Annotated in this window: 19 protein-coding genes; 1 reads left to right on the top strand and 18 read right to left on the bottom strand. The window is 42.3% G+C overall.

Features of this window, described 5'->3' with window-relative positions; translation table 11 throughout:
• Positions 1–2 precede the first annotated feature (2 nt).
• The 6 genes from ACF1X7_RS06035 to hisS all read right to left on the bottom strand — a co-directional run bounded on the left by ACF1X7_RS06035 (position 3) and on the right by hisS (position 6361).
• A complete protein-coding gene (locus ACF1X7_RS06035; protein ID WP_411162547.1) occupies positions 3–1868 on the bottom strand; it encodes a DUF2207 domain-containing protein in 1866 nt (621 codons plus the stop codon).
• The gene (locus ACF1X7_RS06030) at positions 1865–2767 is read right to left on the bottom strand and encodes a deoxyribonuclease IV (protein ID WP_146955354.1); all 903 of its coding nucleotides are present in this window, start codon (positions 2765–2767) and stop codon (positions 1865–1867) included. Before ACF1X7_RS06030 ends, ACF1X7_RS06035 begins: the two co-directional genes overlap by 4 nt.
• 114 nt (positions 2768–2881) lie before the next feature.
• Positions 2882–3730 carry a YitT family protein gene (locus tag ACF1X7_RS06025; RefSeq protein ID WP_186738808.1) on the bottom strand — a complete coding sequence of 283 codons (849 nt, stop codon included), beginning with the start codon at positions 3728–3730 and terminating at the stop codon, positions 2882–2884.
• A 107-nt stretch (positions 3731–3837) separates the two neighbouring features.
• Positions 3838–4356 (bottom strand): peptide-methionine (S)-S-oxide reductase MsrA, encoded by a 519-nt coding sequence (msrA, locus tag ACF1X7_RS06020; protein ID WP_411162546.1) that lies wholly within the window; start codon positions 4354–4356, stop codon positions 3838–3840.
• Complete coding sequence (msrB, locus tag ACF1X7_RS06015; protein ID WP_004271139.1) at positions 4356–4787, bottom strand: peptide-methionine (R)-S-oxide reductase MsrB; 432 nt, start codon at positions 4785–4787, stop codon at positions 4356–4358. Before msrB ends, msrA begins: the two co-directional genes overlap by 1 nt.
• Before the next feature lie 281 nt (positions 4788–5068).
• Entirely contained in the window at positions 5069–6361 is a 1293-nt protein-coding gene (gene hisS / locus ACF1X7_RS06010; RefSeq protein WP_411162545.1) for a histidine--tRNA ligase, read from the bottom strand.
• Between the two features lie 383 nt (positions 6362–6744).
• Between hisS and ACF1X7_RS06005 the strand changes: the two genes are divergently transcribed.
• The gene (locus ACF1X7_RS06005) at positions 6745–8076 is read left to right on the top strand and encodes an N-acetylmuramoyl-L-alanine amidase (protein WP_035186956.1); all 1332 of its coding nucleotides are present in this window, start codon (positions 6745–6747) and stop codon (positions 8074–8076) included.
• A gap of 40 nt (positions 8077–8116) precedes the next feature.
• On the opposite strand, the gene cls is transcribed toward ACF1X7_RS06005, so the two are convergent.
• The 12 genes from cls to ACF1X7_RS05945 form a co-directional block, all read right to left on the bottom strand.
• Positions 8117–9547: a cardiolipin synthase gene (cls, locus tag ACF1X7_RS06000; protein ID WP_411162544.1), complete on the bottom strand. Its 1431-nt coding sequence runs from the start codon at positions 9545–9547 to the stop codon at positions 8117–8119.
• A gap of 12 nt (positions 9548–9559) precedes the next feature.
• Positions 9560–10363: an amino acid ABC transporter substrate-binding protein gene (locus ACF1X7_RS05995; protein WP_411162554.1), complete on the bottom strand. Its 804-nt coding sequence runs from the start codon at positions 10361–10363 to the stop codon at positions 9560–9562.
• Between the two features lie 4 nt (positions 10364–10367).
• Complete coding sequence (locus ACF1X7_RS05990) at positions 10368–11006, bottom strand: amino acid ABC transporter ATP-binding protein (RefSeq protein WP_411162543.1); 639 nt, start codon at positions 11004–11006, stop codon at positions 10368–10370.
• Positions 11007–11018: 12 nt separating this feature from the next.
• On the bottom strand, positions 11019–11663 hold the full coding sequence (locus ACF1X7_RS05985) for an amino acid ABC transporter permease (RefSeq protein ID WP_039098561.1): 645 nt from the start codon (positions 11661–11663) through the stop codon (positions 11019–11021).
• Between the two features lie 425 nt (positions 11664–12088).
• On the bottom strand, positions 12089–12883 hold the full coding sequence (gene minD, locus ACF1X7_RS05980) for a septum site-determining protein MinD (protein WP_004270675.1): 795 nt from the start codon (positions 12881–12883) through the stop codon (positions 12089–12091).
• 2 nt (positions 12884–12885) lie between these two features.
• The gene (locus ACF1X7_RS05975) at positions 12886–13557 is read right to left on the bottom strand and encodes a septum site-determining protein MinC (RefSeq protein ID WP_411162542.1); all 672 of its coding nucleotides are present in this window, start codon (positions 13555–13557) and stop codon (positions 12886–12888) included.
• Between the two features lie 16 nt (positions 13558–13573).
• Entirely contained in the window at positions 13574–14104 is a 531-nt protein-coding gene (mreD, locus tag ACF1X7_RS05970) for a rod shape-determining protein MreD (protein ID WP_064777200.1), read from the bottom strand.
• 1 nt (position 14105) lies between these two features.
• The gene (mreC, locus tag ACF1X7_RS05965) at positions 14106–14966 is read right to left on the bottom strand and encodes a rod shape-determining protein MreC (protein WP_035186589.1); all 861 of its coding nucleotides are present in this window, start codon (positions 14964–14966) and stop codon (positions 14106–14108) included.
• Between the two features lie 159 nt (positions 14967–15125).
• The gene (locus tag ACF1X7_RS05960) at positions 15126–16130 is read right to left on the bottom strand and encodes a rod shape-determining protein (protein WP_004270676.1); all 1005 of its coding nucleotides are present in this window, start codon (positions 16128–16130) and stop codon (positions 15126–15128) included.
• 165 nt (positions 16131–16295) lie between these two features.
• Positions 16296–16970, bottom strand: a complete 675-nt coding sequence (gene radC / locus ACF1X7_RS05955; protein ID WP_411162541.1) for a RadC family protein — start codon at positions 16968–16970, stop codon at positions 16296–16298.
• Positions 16971–17042: 72 nt separating this feature from the next.
• Positions 17043–17693: an HAD family hydrolase gene (locus ACF1X7_RS05950; RefSeq protein WP_411162540.1), complete on the bottom strand. Its 651-nt coding sequence runs from the start codon at positions 17691–17693 to the stop codon at positions 17043–17045.
• A 3-nt stretch (positions 17694–17696) separates the two neighbouring features.
• A complete protein-coding gene (locus ACF1X7_RS05945) occupies positions 17697–18998 on the bottom strand; it encodes a bifunctional folylpolyglutamate synthase/dihydrofolate synthase (RefSeq protein ID WP_039098563.1) in 1302 nt (433 codons plus the stop codon).
• Positions 18999–19410 lie beyond the last annotated feature (412 nt).

Raw genomic sequence — 19410 nt, 5'->3', positions numbered from 1 at the left:
GACTAGAAAGTCCCACCACCGGAACCGCCACCGAAACCGCCTGATGAGCCGCCTGAAAAGCCGCCAGAACCACCACTAACACTTGTTGGATTAGCAGCACTGACCGCACTGCCAACACTACTATTGAGAGCTGTTGTAAAGGATTGACCGATGTTCAACCCCCCAGTATACCCGTAGTAATAATAATAACCCAGAGGCATTGTTTGAAGTTGTTCCGGCGTCAATCGAATCTTCAAAGCTTTAACGACCTTATCAGCAATCCCGAAGGCCGTTGCATAACTTAAATACCTATCCCACAATAGTACATCTGGGACATTCGCCATATCGAGTGTCGAAATATCCTTTAGCATTTGTTTAAAGCCTTGCCATTCGCCCCGTTTTTCGTAACCCAATTGCGTCCATAGTTGCAAATTAAATCTACGCCAGACGGTTAAAATGAAGACAAGCCCCATCGGAATGAGCGTCCACCAAGCAACTAAGCCAATCAGAGCACCAAAAATCAAAATTAAAAATAGGGCGCCAAGGCCGATTAACCAATAATTCAAACTGGTCATTAACTCAGCGATGTGTTCTCGTAACCACCCGCTACGACTTGCTTCAGTCGCCACTGCTGTTTGCCACCCATGGTAATGTTGATTGAACAGTTTTGCACTATGCCGTTTTGGATATTTCTCAATCTCAAATAGACTGACATGCTGCCCATCACCAATCACATCAAATAGCCAGCTAACTAACTTCTTTTCTGAATGTGATAACTGATTGCGATTGACGAGCGTTAATGAAAATTGCGGCGTTTTTTTATGGAATAGTTCCTTCTTTGGTTCCTGAACATCAATTATTAGATTCTTTCGAGCAACTAAGTCTAGAATCGTTGCGGATAAGCTCTCCGCCCCTGCTGTCTCCGTAATTGGTAATGCCAACAACTGACGCACAACCGCAGGCCCATTTTCATCTGGCAAATCATAGACGTGTTCTGGTGCCTGTCCAGTATAAGTCATCACAGGAAGCGTTTTTCGAATTTTACGTAAAATTAACAAGAACATGCCGGGCGCTAAGACCACTGCTCCTATAGATAAAAGCCAATAACGGCGTTTTTGTGCTTTGCGTTCTTGATTAGCTTGTTGCGCCAAACGCGCTTCTTGTTTGATAATGGCTGCCCGACGTGATTGATCAATCTGATTCGGATTCGCCGCAGTCACCGCCGTTGGAAAAATAATATGGCTTTCGACAAATTGATTTGCTGGATTATTAGCGAGTTTAATTGTTACCCGGCCTTTATCGGGTTCAACGACTTGTTGCCCATCTAAATTGCCGTGCGTCCATGATTTGAGGTCTGCTTTTTTGAATGTGGTAGGTAATTGTATTACCACTTGAACGTTTTGTAAGTCACTATCCCACGCATCGCCAATCACTTTCCAATTCAATTCCGCCGTATCACGATAATTAATAATCAGATTTTGTAACTGATATTTCAAAGTAACCGCTAATTGATTGCCATCTTGTGCAGTTTGGTATAGTTTGAACCGATAATTTTGTTGTGCATCAGTTAAGCTATAGGTGCCTTCAGTACCTGATTCACTTTGACTAAACGGATGACCATTAACTGCGACTTGCGGGTTAACCAACTTCTTTGGTTGACCAACGTTTGTTTGGAGATTCTGGTTGATATAGACCCCATGGATATTATCTTGGATATCAAACACCGTTTTTTGTTCGACCTGAGCACCCCCATCAGGTTGTACATCAACGTTTACCTGATAAAGACTGATGTCATAGGTATCGGCAGCCTGGACTGGCTGGCTAAAAATGAAGGTCCAAAACGCCGCTATTAAGATAAAAATACCAAACTTAGTTCGTTTTAAATTCATAGTTTGCCTTCGTTCTGCTCAACCTTCGTTAATAAATCGGGATCGAATTGACCTGCTTTGAGCATTGCAATTTCATACGCGTATGGCGCGAAGTTATGTTTTTTATCTTCGCCGACGTATGGGGTTTCTAGAATTTTTGGCACATTAACAAGTTGTTCATGACGCAAGACATGGTTTAAAGCGTCAAACCCGATTTCACCAAACCCAATATTGGCATGACGATCTTTGTGTGCGCCTTGTGGGTTCTTAGAATCGTTTAAATGAACAACTTTTAAGCGGTCCAAACCGATAATGTGATCGAATTCATTCAAAACGCCGTCAAAATCTTCACGCACATTATATCCGGCATCATTTGTATGACAAGTATCAAATGTCACTGATAACTTTTCATTGTAAGTCACGCCATCAATCATCTGTGCAATTTCTTCAAATGACCGCCCGACTTCGGTTCCTTTACCCGCCATAGTTTCTAAGGCAATTTGGGCGGTTTGATCAGGTCGTAAAATTTCGTTTAATCCTTTGATAATTTGTTGAATACCAGCATCTGCACCCGCCCCAACGTGTGCACCTGGATGCAAGACGATTTGAGTGGCCCCTAATGCTTCAGCGCGTAACACTTCTTCTTGTAAAAAAGAGACCGCAAACTTGAAGTTCTCAGGCTTCACTGTATTCCCTAAATTAACGATGTATGGTGCATGAACAACAATTGGACCTAAGTTGTGAGCTTCAATATAGGGTTTTGCTGCTTCAATATTTAATTCTTCGATTGGTTTGCGGCGCGTATTTTGTGGCGCGCCGGTATATATCATGAAGGCATTTGCACCAAAATCAACTGCACTCTCCGCTGACCCTAGTAACATCTGCTTGCCTTTCATACTAACGTGACTCCCTAATAACATTCCACTACCTCCATGCATTTTGATTAACTAGATTGTCACAGAAAGCGCAACAAAAAGCAAGACGAAACCTAACCCATAAAAAAAGCCCGCCATTCAACTGAATGGCGGGTTATCTTATTTAATCTTAGGTTCATAGAAATGCCCGAGAATTTTGACAGCTTCCGTCATGCTGACGAACGCGTGATCATCCGCTTGTTTCATGACCATTTCTAAATCATGCATTTCAAAGCGAGAAATAACGGTAAATAACATCGTCTTTTCTTCACGGTTATATGCCCCTTCTACGTCGTGAACAATTGTAATCCCACGCCGCATTTCTTCTTGAATCATTTGAATCACAACTTTGGGCTTATCGGTAATAATCATCACCTGCAGTTTTTGTTGGCGCGTATAAACCATATCGATGACTTTGCCGTTGACAAAAATACTCAAGATACTATAGAGCGCATGTTCCCAACCAAAGAGGAACCCAGCAGCAAAAACGAGCGCCACATTAAACATGATATTGATTGAACCGACTGAACGGCCGGTTTTTTTGCGCAGTACAATCCCAATGATATCTAAGCCACCAGTGGAAATATCGTTTTTCAAGGCCATCCCGGTCCCAAAACCGTTAATTACCGCCCCAAAAATCGCACAGATAATCGGATTAGTGGTTAGCTGTGTAAAGGGCATAATCTGTACCATAACACTTGAAAAAACAACTGCAATAAACGTATAAATGGTGAAATGGTGGCCAATTTTGAACCACGCAAGAATAAATAATGGCACATTTAACACGAATAACATCAATGACGTTGATAATGGAAATGGTAGAAACGGCATAAATTTCGACGTCACTGTATGAATGAATTGCGCGAACCCGGTAATCCCGGAGGCGTAAATGCCACCTTCTTCCCAGAAAAAGTTCAATGCAATCGACACACAAATTCCGTATAAAATGGCTGCCGAAATCTTCGCCATATTTTGATGTTTCCGAGCTAAATCGTCCACTTGAATATCACACCTATTCACTTTTGATGTCTTTCATTCTAGCATACCATTTGTGTATACTAAAGGATTTCTTGGAATTAATGCGCCCAATTTTCACGAATGAAAGCACGGCGTGTCCCCTCGACCAAATCTGCTCTAAATGGTTCTTTTTTATAGAAATCTTGGTGATATTCTTCGGCTGGATAGAACGGTTTGGCAGCCTCAATTTGCGTGACAATCGGTTCGTTGAAGCGACCACTATCGATTAATGCTTGTTTGGAAGCTTCCGCGATTGCACGTTGCTCAGGCGAGTTAACGAAAATTACCGGCCGGTAACTATCGCCACGATCTTGGAACTGCCCCATGGCATCGGTTGGATCTGTTTGGCGCCAATAAATTTCAACTAATTCCGCATAAGAAATAATCGCGGGATCAAATGTAATTTCAACTGCTTCAGTGTGCCCCGTCGTATGCGAGCAAACTTCCTCATAAGTTGGATTAGGAACATGCCCACCGGTATAACCAGAAACAACCTTGATAATCCCCGGTTGCTGATCAAACGGAAGAACCATGCACCAAAAACACCCACCGGCAAAAATTGCTGTATCAGTTGCCATTATTGTGCCCCCTCTTCAAATAAGCTTAGATATTGACCGTAACCTTCATTTTCGAGTTGTTCGACTGGAATAAATTTTAAAGCTGCTGAGTTGATGCAATAGCGTAATCCACCAGCTTCTTGCGGTCCATCATTAAAAACGTGCCCTAAATGCGAATTAGCTTCTTCACTACGGACTTCAACGCGTTCCATCCCATAAGATTGGTCCCGGCGTTCCGTCAAAGGCGCAATTGGCTTTGTAAATGAGGGCCAACCACAGCCTGCATCATATTTATCTAACGAACTAAATAATGGTTCATGACTGACAACATCCACGTAGATGCCTTGTTCATCAAAATCATCATACTCGCCGGTAAATGGGGCCTCCGTCGCATTTTGTTGGGTTACCGCATATTGTTCCGTCGTTAACCGTTGTTCTAAATCATCTGTCATATCCATCACTCCTTCGTGTTTATTATTATAAGCAGATACAAACAGATAGCGACAAATATGCTCAGAGTGTTCTGACAGTCTGGGATTTCCTGAGGATTAAAGCGAAGGGACGAATAAGCGCACAGCGCTTGTTTGGAACTTCGAATTAACCGGAGGGAAATGGCTGTCAGAACACATTTAGAGTGTTCTAGCAGTCTAGGATTTCCTGAGGATTAAAGTGAATTGACTGCCATCAAATAAAAAAGATGCCTCAAATTTACTTTTGAGGCATCTTATATGCGTTAATTTTGATTTAACTGTTGTTGCACTGCTTTAAAGTCAGCATAGACTTCAGCAAGTGGTACCGTAATTTCAACACCACTAATCATGTCTTTAACATGTGCTGTTTGATCAGCTAATTCTGATTCACCGATTGTAATCACCATTTGGGCGTTTAACTTATTAGCTGTTTTAAATTGCGCTTTTGGTTTACGATCAAGATAGTCTCGATCAGCGGTTAAACCTGTATCACGAATCTTTTCAACGATTTGGAGAGTTGTCGCACTTGTTTCAGCGCCAATTCCAACGACATACACATCGAGTTTAGATTCTGGAACCAACGCTTCGTTTTGCGCATTCATCAATAATAATAATCGTTCAACGCCTAAACCAAAACCAACCCCTGGCATGTCCGGGCCACCAAGTTGTTCAACTAACCCATTATAACGGCCACCGGCTAAGACGGTTGTGTAGCCGCGACCAAGCACCTTATTATTTGTCATAATTTCAAAAATTGTGTGATTGTAATAATCGAGTCCGCGCACCATTTCAGTATCCACTTCATATGGAATGTGCAATGTTTCAAGTAAGTGCTTAACCGTTTCAAAGTGCGCCGTTGCTTCTGGTGTTAAGTAATCCAAAATAACAGGTGCATCCTTCACAATTTCTTGGTCCTTAGCATCTTTACTATCTAAGACGCGCAATGGGTTCTTGTGTAGACGAACTTTAGAATCGTCACTTAATTCATCAAAATGTGGTTCAAGATAGCTGACAAGGGCTTCATGATAAGCCGCGCGACTTTCTGCATCCCCTAAGGTATTGATGGCCAGTTTTAAATCCGTAATATGGCATTCACGTAATAAACGCATCGCCATGCTAATGACTTCAACATCAACCGCTGGACTCTCAGAACCAAATGCTTCGACCCCAATTTGATGGAACTGGCGTTGCCGGCCTGATTGTGGCCGTTCATAACGGAACATTGGTCCCATGTAATACACCTTATAAGGTTTTTGATGTTCTGGCCCATAAAGTTTATTTTCTACGAACGCCCGTACAACTCCAGCTGTGCCCTCTGGACGCAGCGCGATATGCCGATCCCCTTTATCCATGAAATCATACATTTCTTTGCTGACAATATCAGATGTATCGCCTGAACTCCGTGAAAAGACATCATAGCTTTCAAATAATGGTGTTCTAATTTCGTTGAATTGATAGCGGGCAAAAACGTCGCGTGCCGTTTTCTCCACTAATTGCCACTGGTTTGAATCTCCAGGTAAAATATCCGCAGTTCCTTTTGGCTTTTGATAGCCCATGATCATTCCTCCAAATGGATACCAAATAAAAAACACCCCTGTCGTTGAACAAGGGTGCTTAAATGCACGGTACCACCTTAATTTTAGCTTAATTATATAACGTTGTTGCCAACGGTGTGCGACCACACAGACCTCAAAAGCAGTCTCGGCGTGCCATTGATTTCTTGCAGCTGTGAAATCATCTCTGTCGTAGGGGGGCTTAGCCTTTACTTTATCACTGGTCATCACTTATTCTTATTGTTATAAGATTAACGTTATTTCAAAAAAAAGTCAATCAATCTTGAATTTTTTGTAACTTTTTCGCTGAAACCCTTTAGAAAGTTGAGTTTTTTGCTATAATTAACCTTATAAATTAATAAAACATAACAAAGGTGTTGAAAAAAATGCAGAAACCTTTGAGCTGGTTTAAACACTATCCGGCCGTTATTATATTAGCATTACTCGTTTTTGTCGGTCTCTTTGTGACCCACGCGCTGGCTGCTTACCAACAAATTACGATTAAAGCGAACGTCGTAAACGTTCGCCAAGGCCCTGGATTATCTTATGATGTCATGAGTCAAGCCAATAAAGGCGAAACAATGAATGTTATCTCACAAAAGAATAATTGGTACCAAGTGCGCTTAAGTGGTGATAAGATTGGCTGGGTTGCTAGCTGGTTAGTCGATAACACCGAAGTCAGTGCCACTTCAAACCGAGTCGCTAAGGTCACCAACAGTTTTGCCAATGTCCGCCAAAGCAGTAGTGCCGATAGTCAACTACTCGGTAAGTTAAATCAAGGTGACGAAATTACAGTCTTATACCAACAAAACGGTTGGAGCCAGATTAAATACAACTCAGCAGTTGGCTGGGTACAAAGTGATTTAATCGAAGTTTCCGACCAAGCTCCGGCGACTGTTCAAAAAACGACAACCGCTGAATCTGAGTCTACGGATACTGATACAAGTAGCTCCGCGATTAAATCAGTGACCACCCAACTGGATAATACCAAGCTACGCACTGGTCCTGATGTTTCGTATCAATATACCCAAAGCTACCCGGCCAATACCAAGCTAACTTATATCAATAAGAGTGGTACTTGGTATCAAGTTAAAGATGCCGATGGTAATACCGGTTACGTCGCAAGTTGGGTTGTCACTCCTTCTGAGAAGAATGAAGTTGTTAAGACTAGCGCTACTTCCCTTTCTGAAGCCACCATTGTTTTAGATGCTGGTCATGGTGGCACCGACGTCGGTGCACTTTCAACTAAGTCTAAGTATGAAAAAGACTACACATTAGCGACCGTCGATGCGATTGCTAAAAAATTAAAAGCGGCTGGTGCTAACGTCGTGCTAACGCGTTCAAATGATAGTTTTGTCGATCTCGAACCGCGACCTGCTCTTGCCAATAAATTAAAGGCTGATGCCTTTATCAGCGTTCATTTTGATTCAAGCAATGAAGCCAATGAAGCATCCGGGACAACAACCTACTACTATTCAAGCAGTAAGGATATGAGCCTCGCGAAGGCCATCAACAATCAGACTAAGACATTACCGCTTAACAATCGCGGCATTGAATACGGCAATTATCAAGTCCTTCGCGATAATCAACGGCCTGCTGTTCTCTTAGAACTCGGCTACATCAATTCTGATAAAGACTTTAGTTATATTAGCAGTGCTAATTACCAAGCTAAAGTCGCTGATGCCGTTTATACCGGCTTAACCGACTATTTCAAATAACTAAAAAAGAACCGTCAGATTAAATCTGACGGTTCTTTTTTTACATAATTGGGGCAAACAAACGCGCTAAGTCCTGTGACCAACGTTCTTGATTGCTTTGCTCTTGTATCCGTTGTTTCGTAAATGGTAAGCATTCTTTTAAATCAGCCGTAAAAGATTGTTCAAGTTCAGTTGCGAGTTGTGCATCATATAAAAAAGCGGTCGTTTCAAAATTCAATCTAAAACTGCGAATATCTAAATTAGCCGTCCCAACCGCTGCTAGTTGCCCATCAACTAACATTACGCGTGATTTAAATCCGGTTGATTCAGAGAAGTAAATCTGACCGCCCGCCTTCACGATTTGTCTAGCGTAATACAAACTCGCATGATGAATCATTTTATGTTTTGCACGTTTGGCCATCATGATCTTCACAGTCACCCCAGAATTAATGGCTAACACTAACGCCGCCAATACAGAATCATCCGGAATAAAATATGGGGTCTGAATCCACAGCCGTTTTTTAGCGGCAGCAATCATCTTCAAAAAGCCTAACTTAATCTCATCGAGTTCTCGATCAGGTCCACTTGATACCAGTTGCATGCTAGTCTGCCCGTGTTCATCTGAGTTAGGAAAATATTGCGGACTGTAATACACCTTTTCCTGACGCGTAGCCGCATTCCAGTCCATGAAAAAGCGAGCTTGAAACGATAACACACCATCGCCGGTAATCCGAATCCGCGTATCTCGTGCAGGAATATTAACGTGATGATTATTCTGGTTAAAATCGCCAAGGTAGGCGGTATTGCCATCAATTACTGCCAATTGCCGGTGGTTACGAAAGTTAAAGCGTAGATTAACGAACTGGAACCGAGAACTAAAAAACGGGACAACTTGGCCGCCGGCTGCTTCCAATGGCTTAAAGAACTGCCGGGATAAATGTTGCGACCCAAATGCATCATACATCACACGCACTTTTACCCCCCACAGTGCCTTGTAAGCCAATAGATTGACCAGTTGACGCCCGTGTTCGTTGTCATAAAAAGCATAGTATTCAAGATGGATATGATCTTGCGCCCGATTGACATCCGTTAACAACTGTTGATACGCCGCCTTCAAATCCGTTAAAATTGTTACATTGTTTTCCTGGGTCACAACCGCGGTATTTGATACTAAGAAGAGGTTGATTAAGCTCTGCGTTTCTGGCGGTAACGTGTGTTGCTTCTGCGCTTGGCGTAACGCTGCTTTTTGGGAGGTCACCAAGGCATCAATGCCGAGCCGTTCTTGTGTTTTCAAATCGACCATATGATCTTCCGGTAATTTTTTTCCGAAAAATAGATACAAAACAAAGCCGATAATTGGTAAGAAAATCAATACCAAGAGCCAGGCCCAGGTTGCTGCAATATCACGTTGTTGGCGAAATACGGTGATAACAGCCCCGATTGTATTTGCAATCCAAATCAGTGCTATCCCCCAGATAATGATTGCTGTCATTCTTCATTCATCCTATTCTTTAAACCACTTTGCTTTTAATTTGGCTAGCGTACCATTTGCTTGTAAGACCCGATAACGTCGGTTGATAAATTGACGTAATTGTTGATCTTGCGGACGCATCCCAACAGCAAACTGTTCTGCTGCAAAAGGACTGTCGATGGCTTGAAAATCGCTGCCATTGTGGCGTGACTTAATTTCAAATTGCGCGTAGACTTCATCAATTAAGAGCCCCTTAATCCGATCGGCCTGTAAGTCGATAAACGCATTGTTATAAGTATCATATAGGATTGGTGCATGGTTGGCAATTCTTTGCTGTAATCGTTTAGGATAACGCTCTAGTTGTTCCATCCCAGATGAGCCCGTTTGAACGCCTAATGGTTGGTTGGTTAAATCAGCCATTTGATTAACAGGGTGTTTCTTGAGCGACACAATCATTTGCCGATTAGTCAGATACGGGTCACTAAACGCAACCCGTTTTGCCCGTTGCGCCGTTTTAGAATAACCACTCCAAATTAAATCAATCGTTTGATTATTCAATTCCGTTTCTTTCATATCCCAATCAATCGACTGAAAGTCAACCCGAATGCCACTCCCCTTAAAAATCGCCCGTGCCAAATCAACATCAAAACCGGTTAATTGACCATTCTTCTCACGGTAAGTCATTGGCACAAAACTATCATCAATCCCGACGACTATTTCTTGACGTTTTTGAATCGTTGCCCATTGATCAACCTGCTGATTGCGTTGTGCGCACCCTGCTAAACCAATCATGCTCATCAATAAAGCCGCTATTAATGCTATTTTTTTAAGCTTCATCATTTTATTGAACCCCGTTTGGTTGTAATTCAAAGATTTGATCAGCAATCTGGTTGGCAAATTGAATATCATGGGTGACAACAATTTGTGTCATTCCCTGCTGTTTCAAATCTAAAATGAGTTGTGCGACACTTGCCACTAACGATGGATCAAGTGCGCTGGTTGGTTCGTCATAACAGAGAATCTCCGGTTGCATCGCCAATGCGCGGGCAATTGCGACTCGTTGACGTTGACCGCCTGATAGTTGGAACGGATAAGCCGTCGCCTGAGCACTTAACCCTAGTTGCTGTAATAATTTTGCGCCATCTGCTTTAGCCTTTTTAGCAGGTTGTTTTTTGACCATGATGGGTGCCAGCGTCACATTCTCAAGGACAGAAAGATGTGGGAATAACCGAAAATCTTGGAAGACAACGCCAATGTGCGCCCCTTGTTCCCGATTACTAGGTTCGTAAGGTTTACCATCAATAATAAACCGTCCGCTATCGGGTTGATCAAGCCCACTCATTAACCGTAATAAAGTTGATTTGCCAGCACCACTTGGACCGACAATCGCTAAAATACTCCCTGATTCAACTGATAAATTTAAGTCGTTCAAAATTTGCCGACCTTTGAAGGATTGATTGATATTTTCTAATTGAAACATGTTGCCGCCTCCTTAGCGATAATAACGATAATAGCGTTCCAAACGCCGTAATGCCCATGTACAAATGGCTGTTAACAATAAATAAATAATCCCGACTAGCAAAAGTGGTAAGAGATTGACATCACGCGCACTTGCGACATTGCCAGCCCGCAGTAAATCCCCAATACCGATAACATACACTAACGATGAATCTTTAATCAAGTTGATCACTTCGTTACCGACAGACGGTAAGACAATTTTAACCGTTTGGGGCACGATAATTTTAGCGATTGTTTGTGGGTAAGTTAAGCCTAAGACCTCAGCTGCTTCGATCTGACCATTATCAACGGCTTGAAAGCCGCCCCGGAAAATTTCGGCAAAATACGCAGCATAATTCAAAATAAAAGCGATTAAAGCAGCATCGAACCGGTTAAAAACAATTCCGACCACGGGTAAACCATAAAATACAAAAATTAGTTGTAATAATAACGGTGTTCCACGCATCAGCCACACATATAAATCTAAAAGATAATGCAGTGGTTTAAACTTAGCTAATAACCCTAAACTTAATAATAAACCAAGTGGAATCGCACCAATAATCGTTAGGCCAAAAACAGCCAACGTCATCTGCGCCCCACTTAATAATGCTGGTAAAATCGATAAACTATAGTCAATCATGACAGACTCCTCTCATTTGTCCAAAATAAAAAGCCCTCTTTGCGTTTAAAACACAAAGAGGGCTAAATTTCGCGGTGCCACCTCAAATTTTTGTTTGCCTCACAACAAACAACTCAGTTAGTTTTAGACCAATAAAAAAAAGTCCCCTGGATTTCTCCAAGAGGACGAATTTATCGCGGTGCCACCTCAGTTTAATAAACTGCTCACGCAGCTTAAACTTATGTAGTTTCTAAAACTACAGCGATAACGGGCTAACGGATCATCTTTATTCGATGATCAAACTCACGGTTGTGCCATTAATCTCAAGGGCCGACTTCCACCACGCATCAGCTCTCTGAACCTCAAGAATTAATTTGGACCGTTCAACGTTTAATGTATTGTTATTCATTCTATTCAATATCGCATCAAAAGTCAATGGTTAATGTTTATTGCTTACCGAAAAGACGGGCCCAGAAACCAACCTTGTGTTGTTTCAAAGTCATCAATGGAACTGTTTCGCCTAGTAAACGACGGGCAATATTCCGATAGCCTTGGCTTGCTGGGTTTTTCGGATCCATCACAATTGGTTCGCCGGCATTGGACGTCTTGATAACCGCATCATCATCAAAAATAATGCCTAACAATGAAATTGAAAGATGTTTGGTAATTTCATCAACATCCATCGTTTCGCCTTCATTCATCATATGACGCCGAATCCGGTTAATTACTAAGCGTGGCGCAATCCGCATTTCTTCTTCTTCTAGCAAGCCGACAACGCGGTCAGCATCACTAACAGAAGAAATTTCGGGAGTTGCAACCACAATTGCACCGTCTGCACCGGCAATCGCATTTTTAAAGCCAGATTCAATCCCAGCAGGACAATCAAGAATCACAAAATCGAATTCTTCTTTTAATTCATTCACGATGGCGGTGACTTCATCAGGCGTTAACGCTTCTTTATCCGCATTTTGAGCGGCTGGCAATAAGTAAATTTTTTCATCAAAACGTTTATCTTTAATCAGTGCTTGGTGCAACTTAGCACGGCCTTGGGCGACATCCACGATATCATAAATAATGCGGTTGCTCAATCCTAAGACAACATCTAAATTACGCAGACCAATGTCTAAATCTAACAAGCAAACCTTCTTATCTAAAAGCGCAAGCGCCGTCCCAATATTGGCGCTTGATGTTGTTTTACCAACGCCGCCTTTACCGGATGTAATAACCAAAGCTGTTCCCATTTTTATTGCTCCTTCATTTTACGATATAATTTTGGATTAATCTGTTTCAAATCCGTTAACTCACCGTAGTCGATAACATGTAAATCATTGATGAAACTTACACTCTGTGCCGTAAATGGCGTCTTCTGGTGATCGAGAATCTCAACTGCGTCTGCTATCCGCAATTGTAACGCGTGTGATAAATCACCTGCAACAACTGCTTCTGCATTATCTGGAAAACCAGCGTGCACAATCCCGGCAACTTCACCAAGTACGAAGATACTGCCCGTTGCTTTTAACATTGCGCCTTGGTGTAAATTACCGACGAATAAGACATCGCCAACATAATTGACCTCTTGGCCGCTTCGTAAAACATTGGGTTCAACGTGAATACTATTTTCCCGCCGATCAATCTCAGCCTGTTCAATCGTCATGACTTCCGATTGAATGCTTGTCACATTAAATTCTGGAAACTGCTCAAAGACGATCGCCAGTGCTTGCTTTTGCGCATCATTCAACAAGCGTCTACCAGTGGTCAGCTCCAGTTCAATCTGATTGCTCCCCAACTGCGGTTGCTCTAAGCGAATCTTATTCAATAATTCCGCTAGTGCAACTAATGCTTGATCGAAATCCGCACCCGCATCAATGTTTAATTCAAAACCTTCTTTGCGTCCTCGTAACGTGACTGCATCCATAGAAAAATCAAACCCCTTACCGTTCTGATTTTAATTTTAGCAATAAATATTTTAAAGGCAAATACAAAAAGACAAAATAAACCAAATTTAATGCAATTGTCGGTGCTAAAACATTACTAATAAATTCGACCGGTGTTACTGTTGCATAACCAATCAAGCGATTCATGATGTAAATCGTACTCTCGAGTAATGTTAAACACAAGACATCGATTAGCCCAATGAAAAAGGCTGAGTCAGGTAAATATTGTTTTAAATAACGCACTGTATAGATAATGAGCGGCACTGCAAAAGTGTACATCCCGATCATCCCCGTATAATACAAATCGTATAAAAGACCAATCCCTACTGCATACCACGTAAGTTGGCGTTCCTCTGGTAAAACAAAGGCCGTTACCACTAACACGAGCATAAATAGCCGGCTAATCAACGTATGATCTGGTGTATATAACCATTGTTCACATAAATGACTGATGGCGCCATCCAAATAAAACGCAACGAGTAAGTAGATTGGTAATAAATAGCGCCGTTGTAATCGCGTCACACCCATGCTACTCACCTTCAATCGTTCGTTTGATGACAGTCACAACGGTTAAGTTGTTTAAATCAGCAGCTGGGGTCACATAAACAGTTAATGCTAACCCAAAATCGTCTTTCTTAACTGCTGCTACCTTACCAAGGTACAAGCCTTTAGGGGTTAATCCACCTAAACCAGACGTGATTACTTTGTCACCTTTTTCGATTGCCGCATCGGTCTTAATCTGCCCGAGCTTCAATTGTTTCCGGTCAGCATTGTAACCGGACATGATCCCATTAACTTGCTTACCATCTTTGGTATTCACCACAGCAGCAAATCCGTTACTACTTTGATCCGTACTTGAAACGAGTTCAACCTTCGAATTAGTCTTGTTGACTTCAACAATCCGTCCAATAATCCCAGACTCAGACATGACGGGCATATCTTTTTTAAGTCCAGCTAAGGCCCCTTTATTGATAACCAATGCATTTTGCCAATTATCAGGATTCCGGGATAAAACAGACGCATTAACGGTTGTATAATCCGTCAAGGTACCTTTTAAGCCGAGTTCCTTTTTCAAACTTGCATTTTCTTCTTTGAGGGTTTGGGTTTGAACCTTGGTTTGAGCTAAATCATCAAGTTGTGCTTTAAGTTCTTTGTTTTCCTGGTACGTATTAATCAAGTCTGTTAAGGCATCTACCCCTCGACCAATCCCATTGGCCGGCACGCTAATGACTTGGTTAGTGATGCCCGTTACGTCGTTGCCAAATTGGCGTACGAAACTCGGACTCTTTTTGTTATTGCGTAAACCAACTGACATTGCGATGAAGCCCATGCAGACGATTAGCATGATTAATAACACAATTAACTTCTTATTTGAAAAAAACTTTTGCATGGTTTCTTCGCCACCATCCATCCTTAATATCGTAAAGGTGGGACAAAAACCGGTGATCAGTAGTCCTTCCTAATAGCAATCGATTCACAACCCGAATCTGTCACTAATTTAGGCGCTACGTCAACGCTGACCGCTTCTTGTCCCACTTCTACTGAACGATTAATTTTTCTTCATAACATCGATATTCTTTAATGATTCGCCAGTTCCGACTGCAACACAGTCTAAAGGATCTTGAGCGATAAAGACTGGCACTTTAGTAGCATCTGAAATCACTTCTGGTAAGTGTTTCAACAATGCGCCGCCACCAGTTAAGACAATCCCGTGATCAATCACGTCGGCTGCAATTTCTGGTGATGTTTCTTCAAGTGTTTCTTTGATGGCTTCGATAATGGCTGTGACAACTTCTTTGATGGCTTCAGCAATATCAACAGCTTGAATGTCCACTGTCTTAGGTAGCCCAGTTACTAAATCGCGACCACGAATGCTCATCGCTTCAATTTCCTTAGCGCGTTCTGGTGATGCTGAAGCGATTTGGAATTTGATTTGTTCGGCTGTTCTTTCACCAATCAACAAGTTATTGTTTTGACGGATGTAAGAAATGATCGCGTCATCTAACTTGTCGCCAGCCATTCGAATTGAACGGCTTGAAACAATCCCACCTAATGAGATTGTGGCAACGTCTGTTGTCCCGCCACCGATATCAACGACCATGCTACCAGTTGGATCCATCACAGGAAGACCGGCACCAATTGCAGCTGCAAATGGTTCTTCAATGACGTATGCATCACGAGCGCCTGCCACCTTAGTTGCATCGATTACAGCACGTTTTTCAACTTCAGTCACACCACTTGGTACGCAGACCATTACAAATGGCTTGCTAGATGAGCGACCTAATGATTTTTCGATAAAATATTTAAGCATGGCAGCAGTTGTATCGTAATCTGCGATCACGCCATCTTTCATTGGGCGAATTGCCACAATACTACCAGGCGTCCGGCCAATCATGTCGCGGGCTTCTGAGCCAACAGCAATCACGTCACCAGTTTGTGTATTTTTAGCGACAACAGAGGGTTCTCTCAAGACAATGTCTTTACCGTCCATGTATACGAGTGTGTTTGCGGTACCTAAGTCAATACCGATATTTCTAGTCCCTAATCCGAACACTATTTTTCTCTCCTTCAGTTACCAAACGTTTTTATAGTCATTGGCATTATATCATAATTTTACGTAATAAAAAACGCAATGTAACTACTATGTTAACGGATTTTCAGAAAATTTGACAGGTCTCGCCTAAAATTAACAGATTCTTAAAGAAAAAAGCGTTCTCTTTTACTCCACTAAGTAACCCTCTTCTCGCAAACTGAGATACTGCTGGCTTCCAATAATCAAGTGGTCTAGGCATACAATGCCCATCAGTTCACCACAGGCGACAATTCGTTTAGTGAAGGCAATATCTTGCGTTGACGGCGTCAACTGGCCGCTTGGATGATTATGCACCAAAATAAATTTTGCTGCAGAATAACGGACCGCTAATTTAAAGACTTCCCGCGGATGCGCAACTGAACTATTGAGTGTGCCAATATAAATCTGTTTCATCTGAATAATTTGATTTTTAACGTCTAAAAAAACAGCTAGCAGTTGTTCTTGCGTTTCGCCCGCTAGTGTTTCAATCATGCGACGGCCAACCATTTGGCTCGATGTGACCACACCAAATCGGAGAGTTCGTTGCGTTTGCAATCGGTGACTCAATTCACAGATGGCTTGAATTTCAATCGCTTTGACTGGTCCAATTCCTGCCAGTGTTTCCAACTGCGTTAAACTTGCTTGTTCTAAATCCCGAAAGTCAGGATAATGCGCTAGCAATTTGCGCGCCACCTCACCAACAGATAGGTGACTATTACCAGAACGCAAAATGACGATTGCCAATTGCTCGTTCGATAAACTTGCTGCGCCGTACTGCATTAATTGTTCTCTTGGTTGTAATTGTCCTGTATTCCCCGCCATTGTTTGCCTCCCACAAAAAAAGACGCATGACGCGTCTTCTTGGTTTAACTAACAATACGTTAATTAACGGGCCTATTTTTCTAAATACGGAATCACTTGAGCCAAATCCCCAACGGTCGCAAGTGTTTGCTGATTGGTTATTGCAGTTGGTGCAATTAAATCAGGGACCATAATCACCGGAATGGCAGCTTTACTAGCGGCCATCACACCATTAGGTGAGTCTTCTAATACTAGGGCACTAGGCGCTGGTAAGGCTAATCTATCCAACGCTTTTAAAAAGATTTCGGGGTTCGGTTTGCCGTGAGTCACTTCGTCTCCCGCAACAATTTGACTAAACCGTGATTGTAGGCCAGTACTTTGCATAAAGTCATCGACCATGCTGCGGAAATTGCTCGATGCAATCACCCGACTAATCCCCTGATTATCACAGTAATCTAGTAAATCGACTAACCCTGGCTTAATTGCAACACCATCTGCTTCAACAACCGTTGCTACGTTACGGTATGAACGATCAATAAATTCTGTTGCGGTCGTTGCCGAACCCAGCTTTGCTTTAAAATAATTACGTAAATACGTATCAGTGGTCCCTAAGATGGCATGGTGATCTTCAGGTGTAAAATCAAAGCCCATTTCTTTAGCGGCCCGAATATTGGCTTGGTAATAAATCTTCTCCGAATCAACCAATAGACCGTCCATATCAAAAATAATTCCTCTAGTTGTCATTGACTATTCTCCTTTAAAATATTGGCGAATCGTACTAATTAAATATAGCGAACCCGTTACGAGTAATACATCATCAGCCGACACATCCGCTAATAATTCGGTTAATGCAACCGGCCAGTCCGGTTCAAATGTAATCGTCTCATCAACTGCTGCATATTGGGCCGCTGTTGCTGCGCGTGGATTATCAGGAACCGTAGTCAGCACCATCCGCGTCGCTATTTTTTTGAGCTGTGGTAACATCTCATCCAGATTTTTATCACCAAGCGCTCCGAATAACAGGTAAATGTCACGATTTTTAAATTGATGCCGCGTTGTCTGAACCAATTGCGCCACCCCTTCCGGATTATGTGCACCATCCAAGATAATTAACGGCTCATCGTTGATTTTTTCGAAGCGCCCAGGCCAGTTAACCCGTTTTAAAGCACGTTTGATGTCTCGAACCTCTAGTTTTTGTTGCGTCAACTGTAAGTAACACCAAAATACTTGTAATGCAACCGCGGCGTTTTCAATTTGATAATCCCCCATCAGCGGAATCTGTAATTGTCGATACGTTACCGCGTCATTTTGGAAAGTTAACTGTTGCCCCCAAGTAGGTAACGTTTTGACCGCAGCACTCGAAAAATCACAGCCACTAATGGCTAACGAACTATTCAAACGAGTTGCCGTTTCCTCAACCACCGTCAGTGCTTCTTTTGGTAATTGACCAATCACGACTGGATGACCAGCCTTAATGATCCCGGCTTTTTGAGTTGCAATTTCTGCAAATGTCTTGCCTAATAGAGCCTGATGATCAAGACCAATCGACGTAATAACTGATATCAGCGGCGTCAACACATTAGTCGAGTCATACAAACCGCCAATTCCGACTTCCACAACGGCGACATCAACCTGCTGTTGTTTGAAATATAGAAACATCATTGCTGTAATCCATTCAAACTCGGTCACTTCAAATTCGGGGTCAGTTGTTTGAATCTGGGCAACCGTTGTCTGAATTTGTTGCGTAACAGTTACTAAATCGGCATCACTGATTGGTTCCTGATTGATAGCAATTCGCTCGTTGAACCGCATAATAAACGGCGATGTGTAACGACCGACTTTTAAACCTAACTCTTCAATCAAACAACTGACCATTTTGACAACGGATCCCTTGCCATTAGTGCCAGTCACATGAATGAATTGTTGGTTTTCTTGCGGATTACCGAGACCTGCCAACAATTGCGTCATTCGGTTCAGGTTCGCTTCTTTATGTAATCTGGGGCGCGAATGAATATACGCCAAAGCTGTTTCGTAATCTGTCACTAACATCGCCAATCTCCTTTAACAAACTATCTCTATTTTAGCATAGATTGCACGCGAATCGATGCTTAAAAACTGGCGCACACAAAAAGACCACCTCAGTTTTTAAGGTGGCCTTAACGTGCTTTTGGTTGCAACAACTTCCGCTTAATCTAAAAATTCCGTTAATCCTAAAACCTGAATTAACGGAATTTTTGTATTGATGCTCAGTTGCTACCCGCAACCAATCACACTTCTTTCACTACCGTGCTCCTCGAGCAACCTTTTCCGGTTAACTGCAAAATGGGCCCCATGGCAAAAAACGCCACAATGCCCATTTTACTGTTAATCCTCAAAGCCTAACCAGCTCGAGTCGCACTTCTTTTTTAACGTGTTTTCATCAACAGCTTCCTGTGCTTTGCTACACTTATCAAATCGGCGC

The sequence above is a fragment of the Latilactobacillus sp. VITA-14 genome (genome assembly GCF_046580785.1).
GTDB classification, from domain to species: Bacteria; Bacillota; Bacilli; order Lactobacillales; family Lactobacillaceae; genus Latilactobacillus; species Latilactobacillus curvatus.
This window is presented reverse-complemented; position numbering and strand designations above follow the sequence as displayed.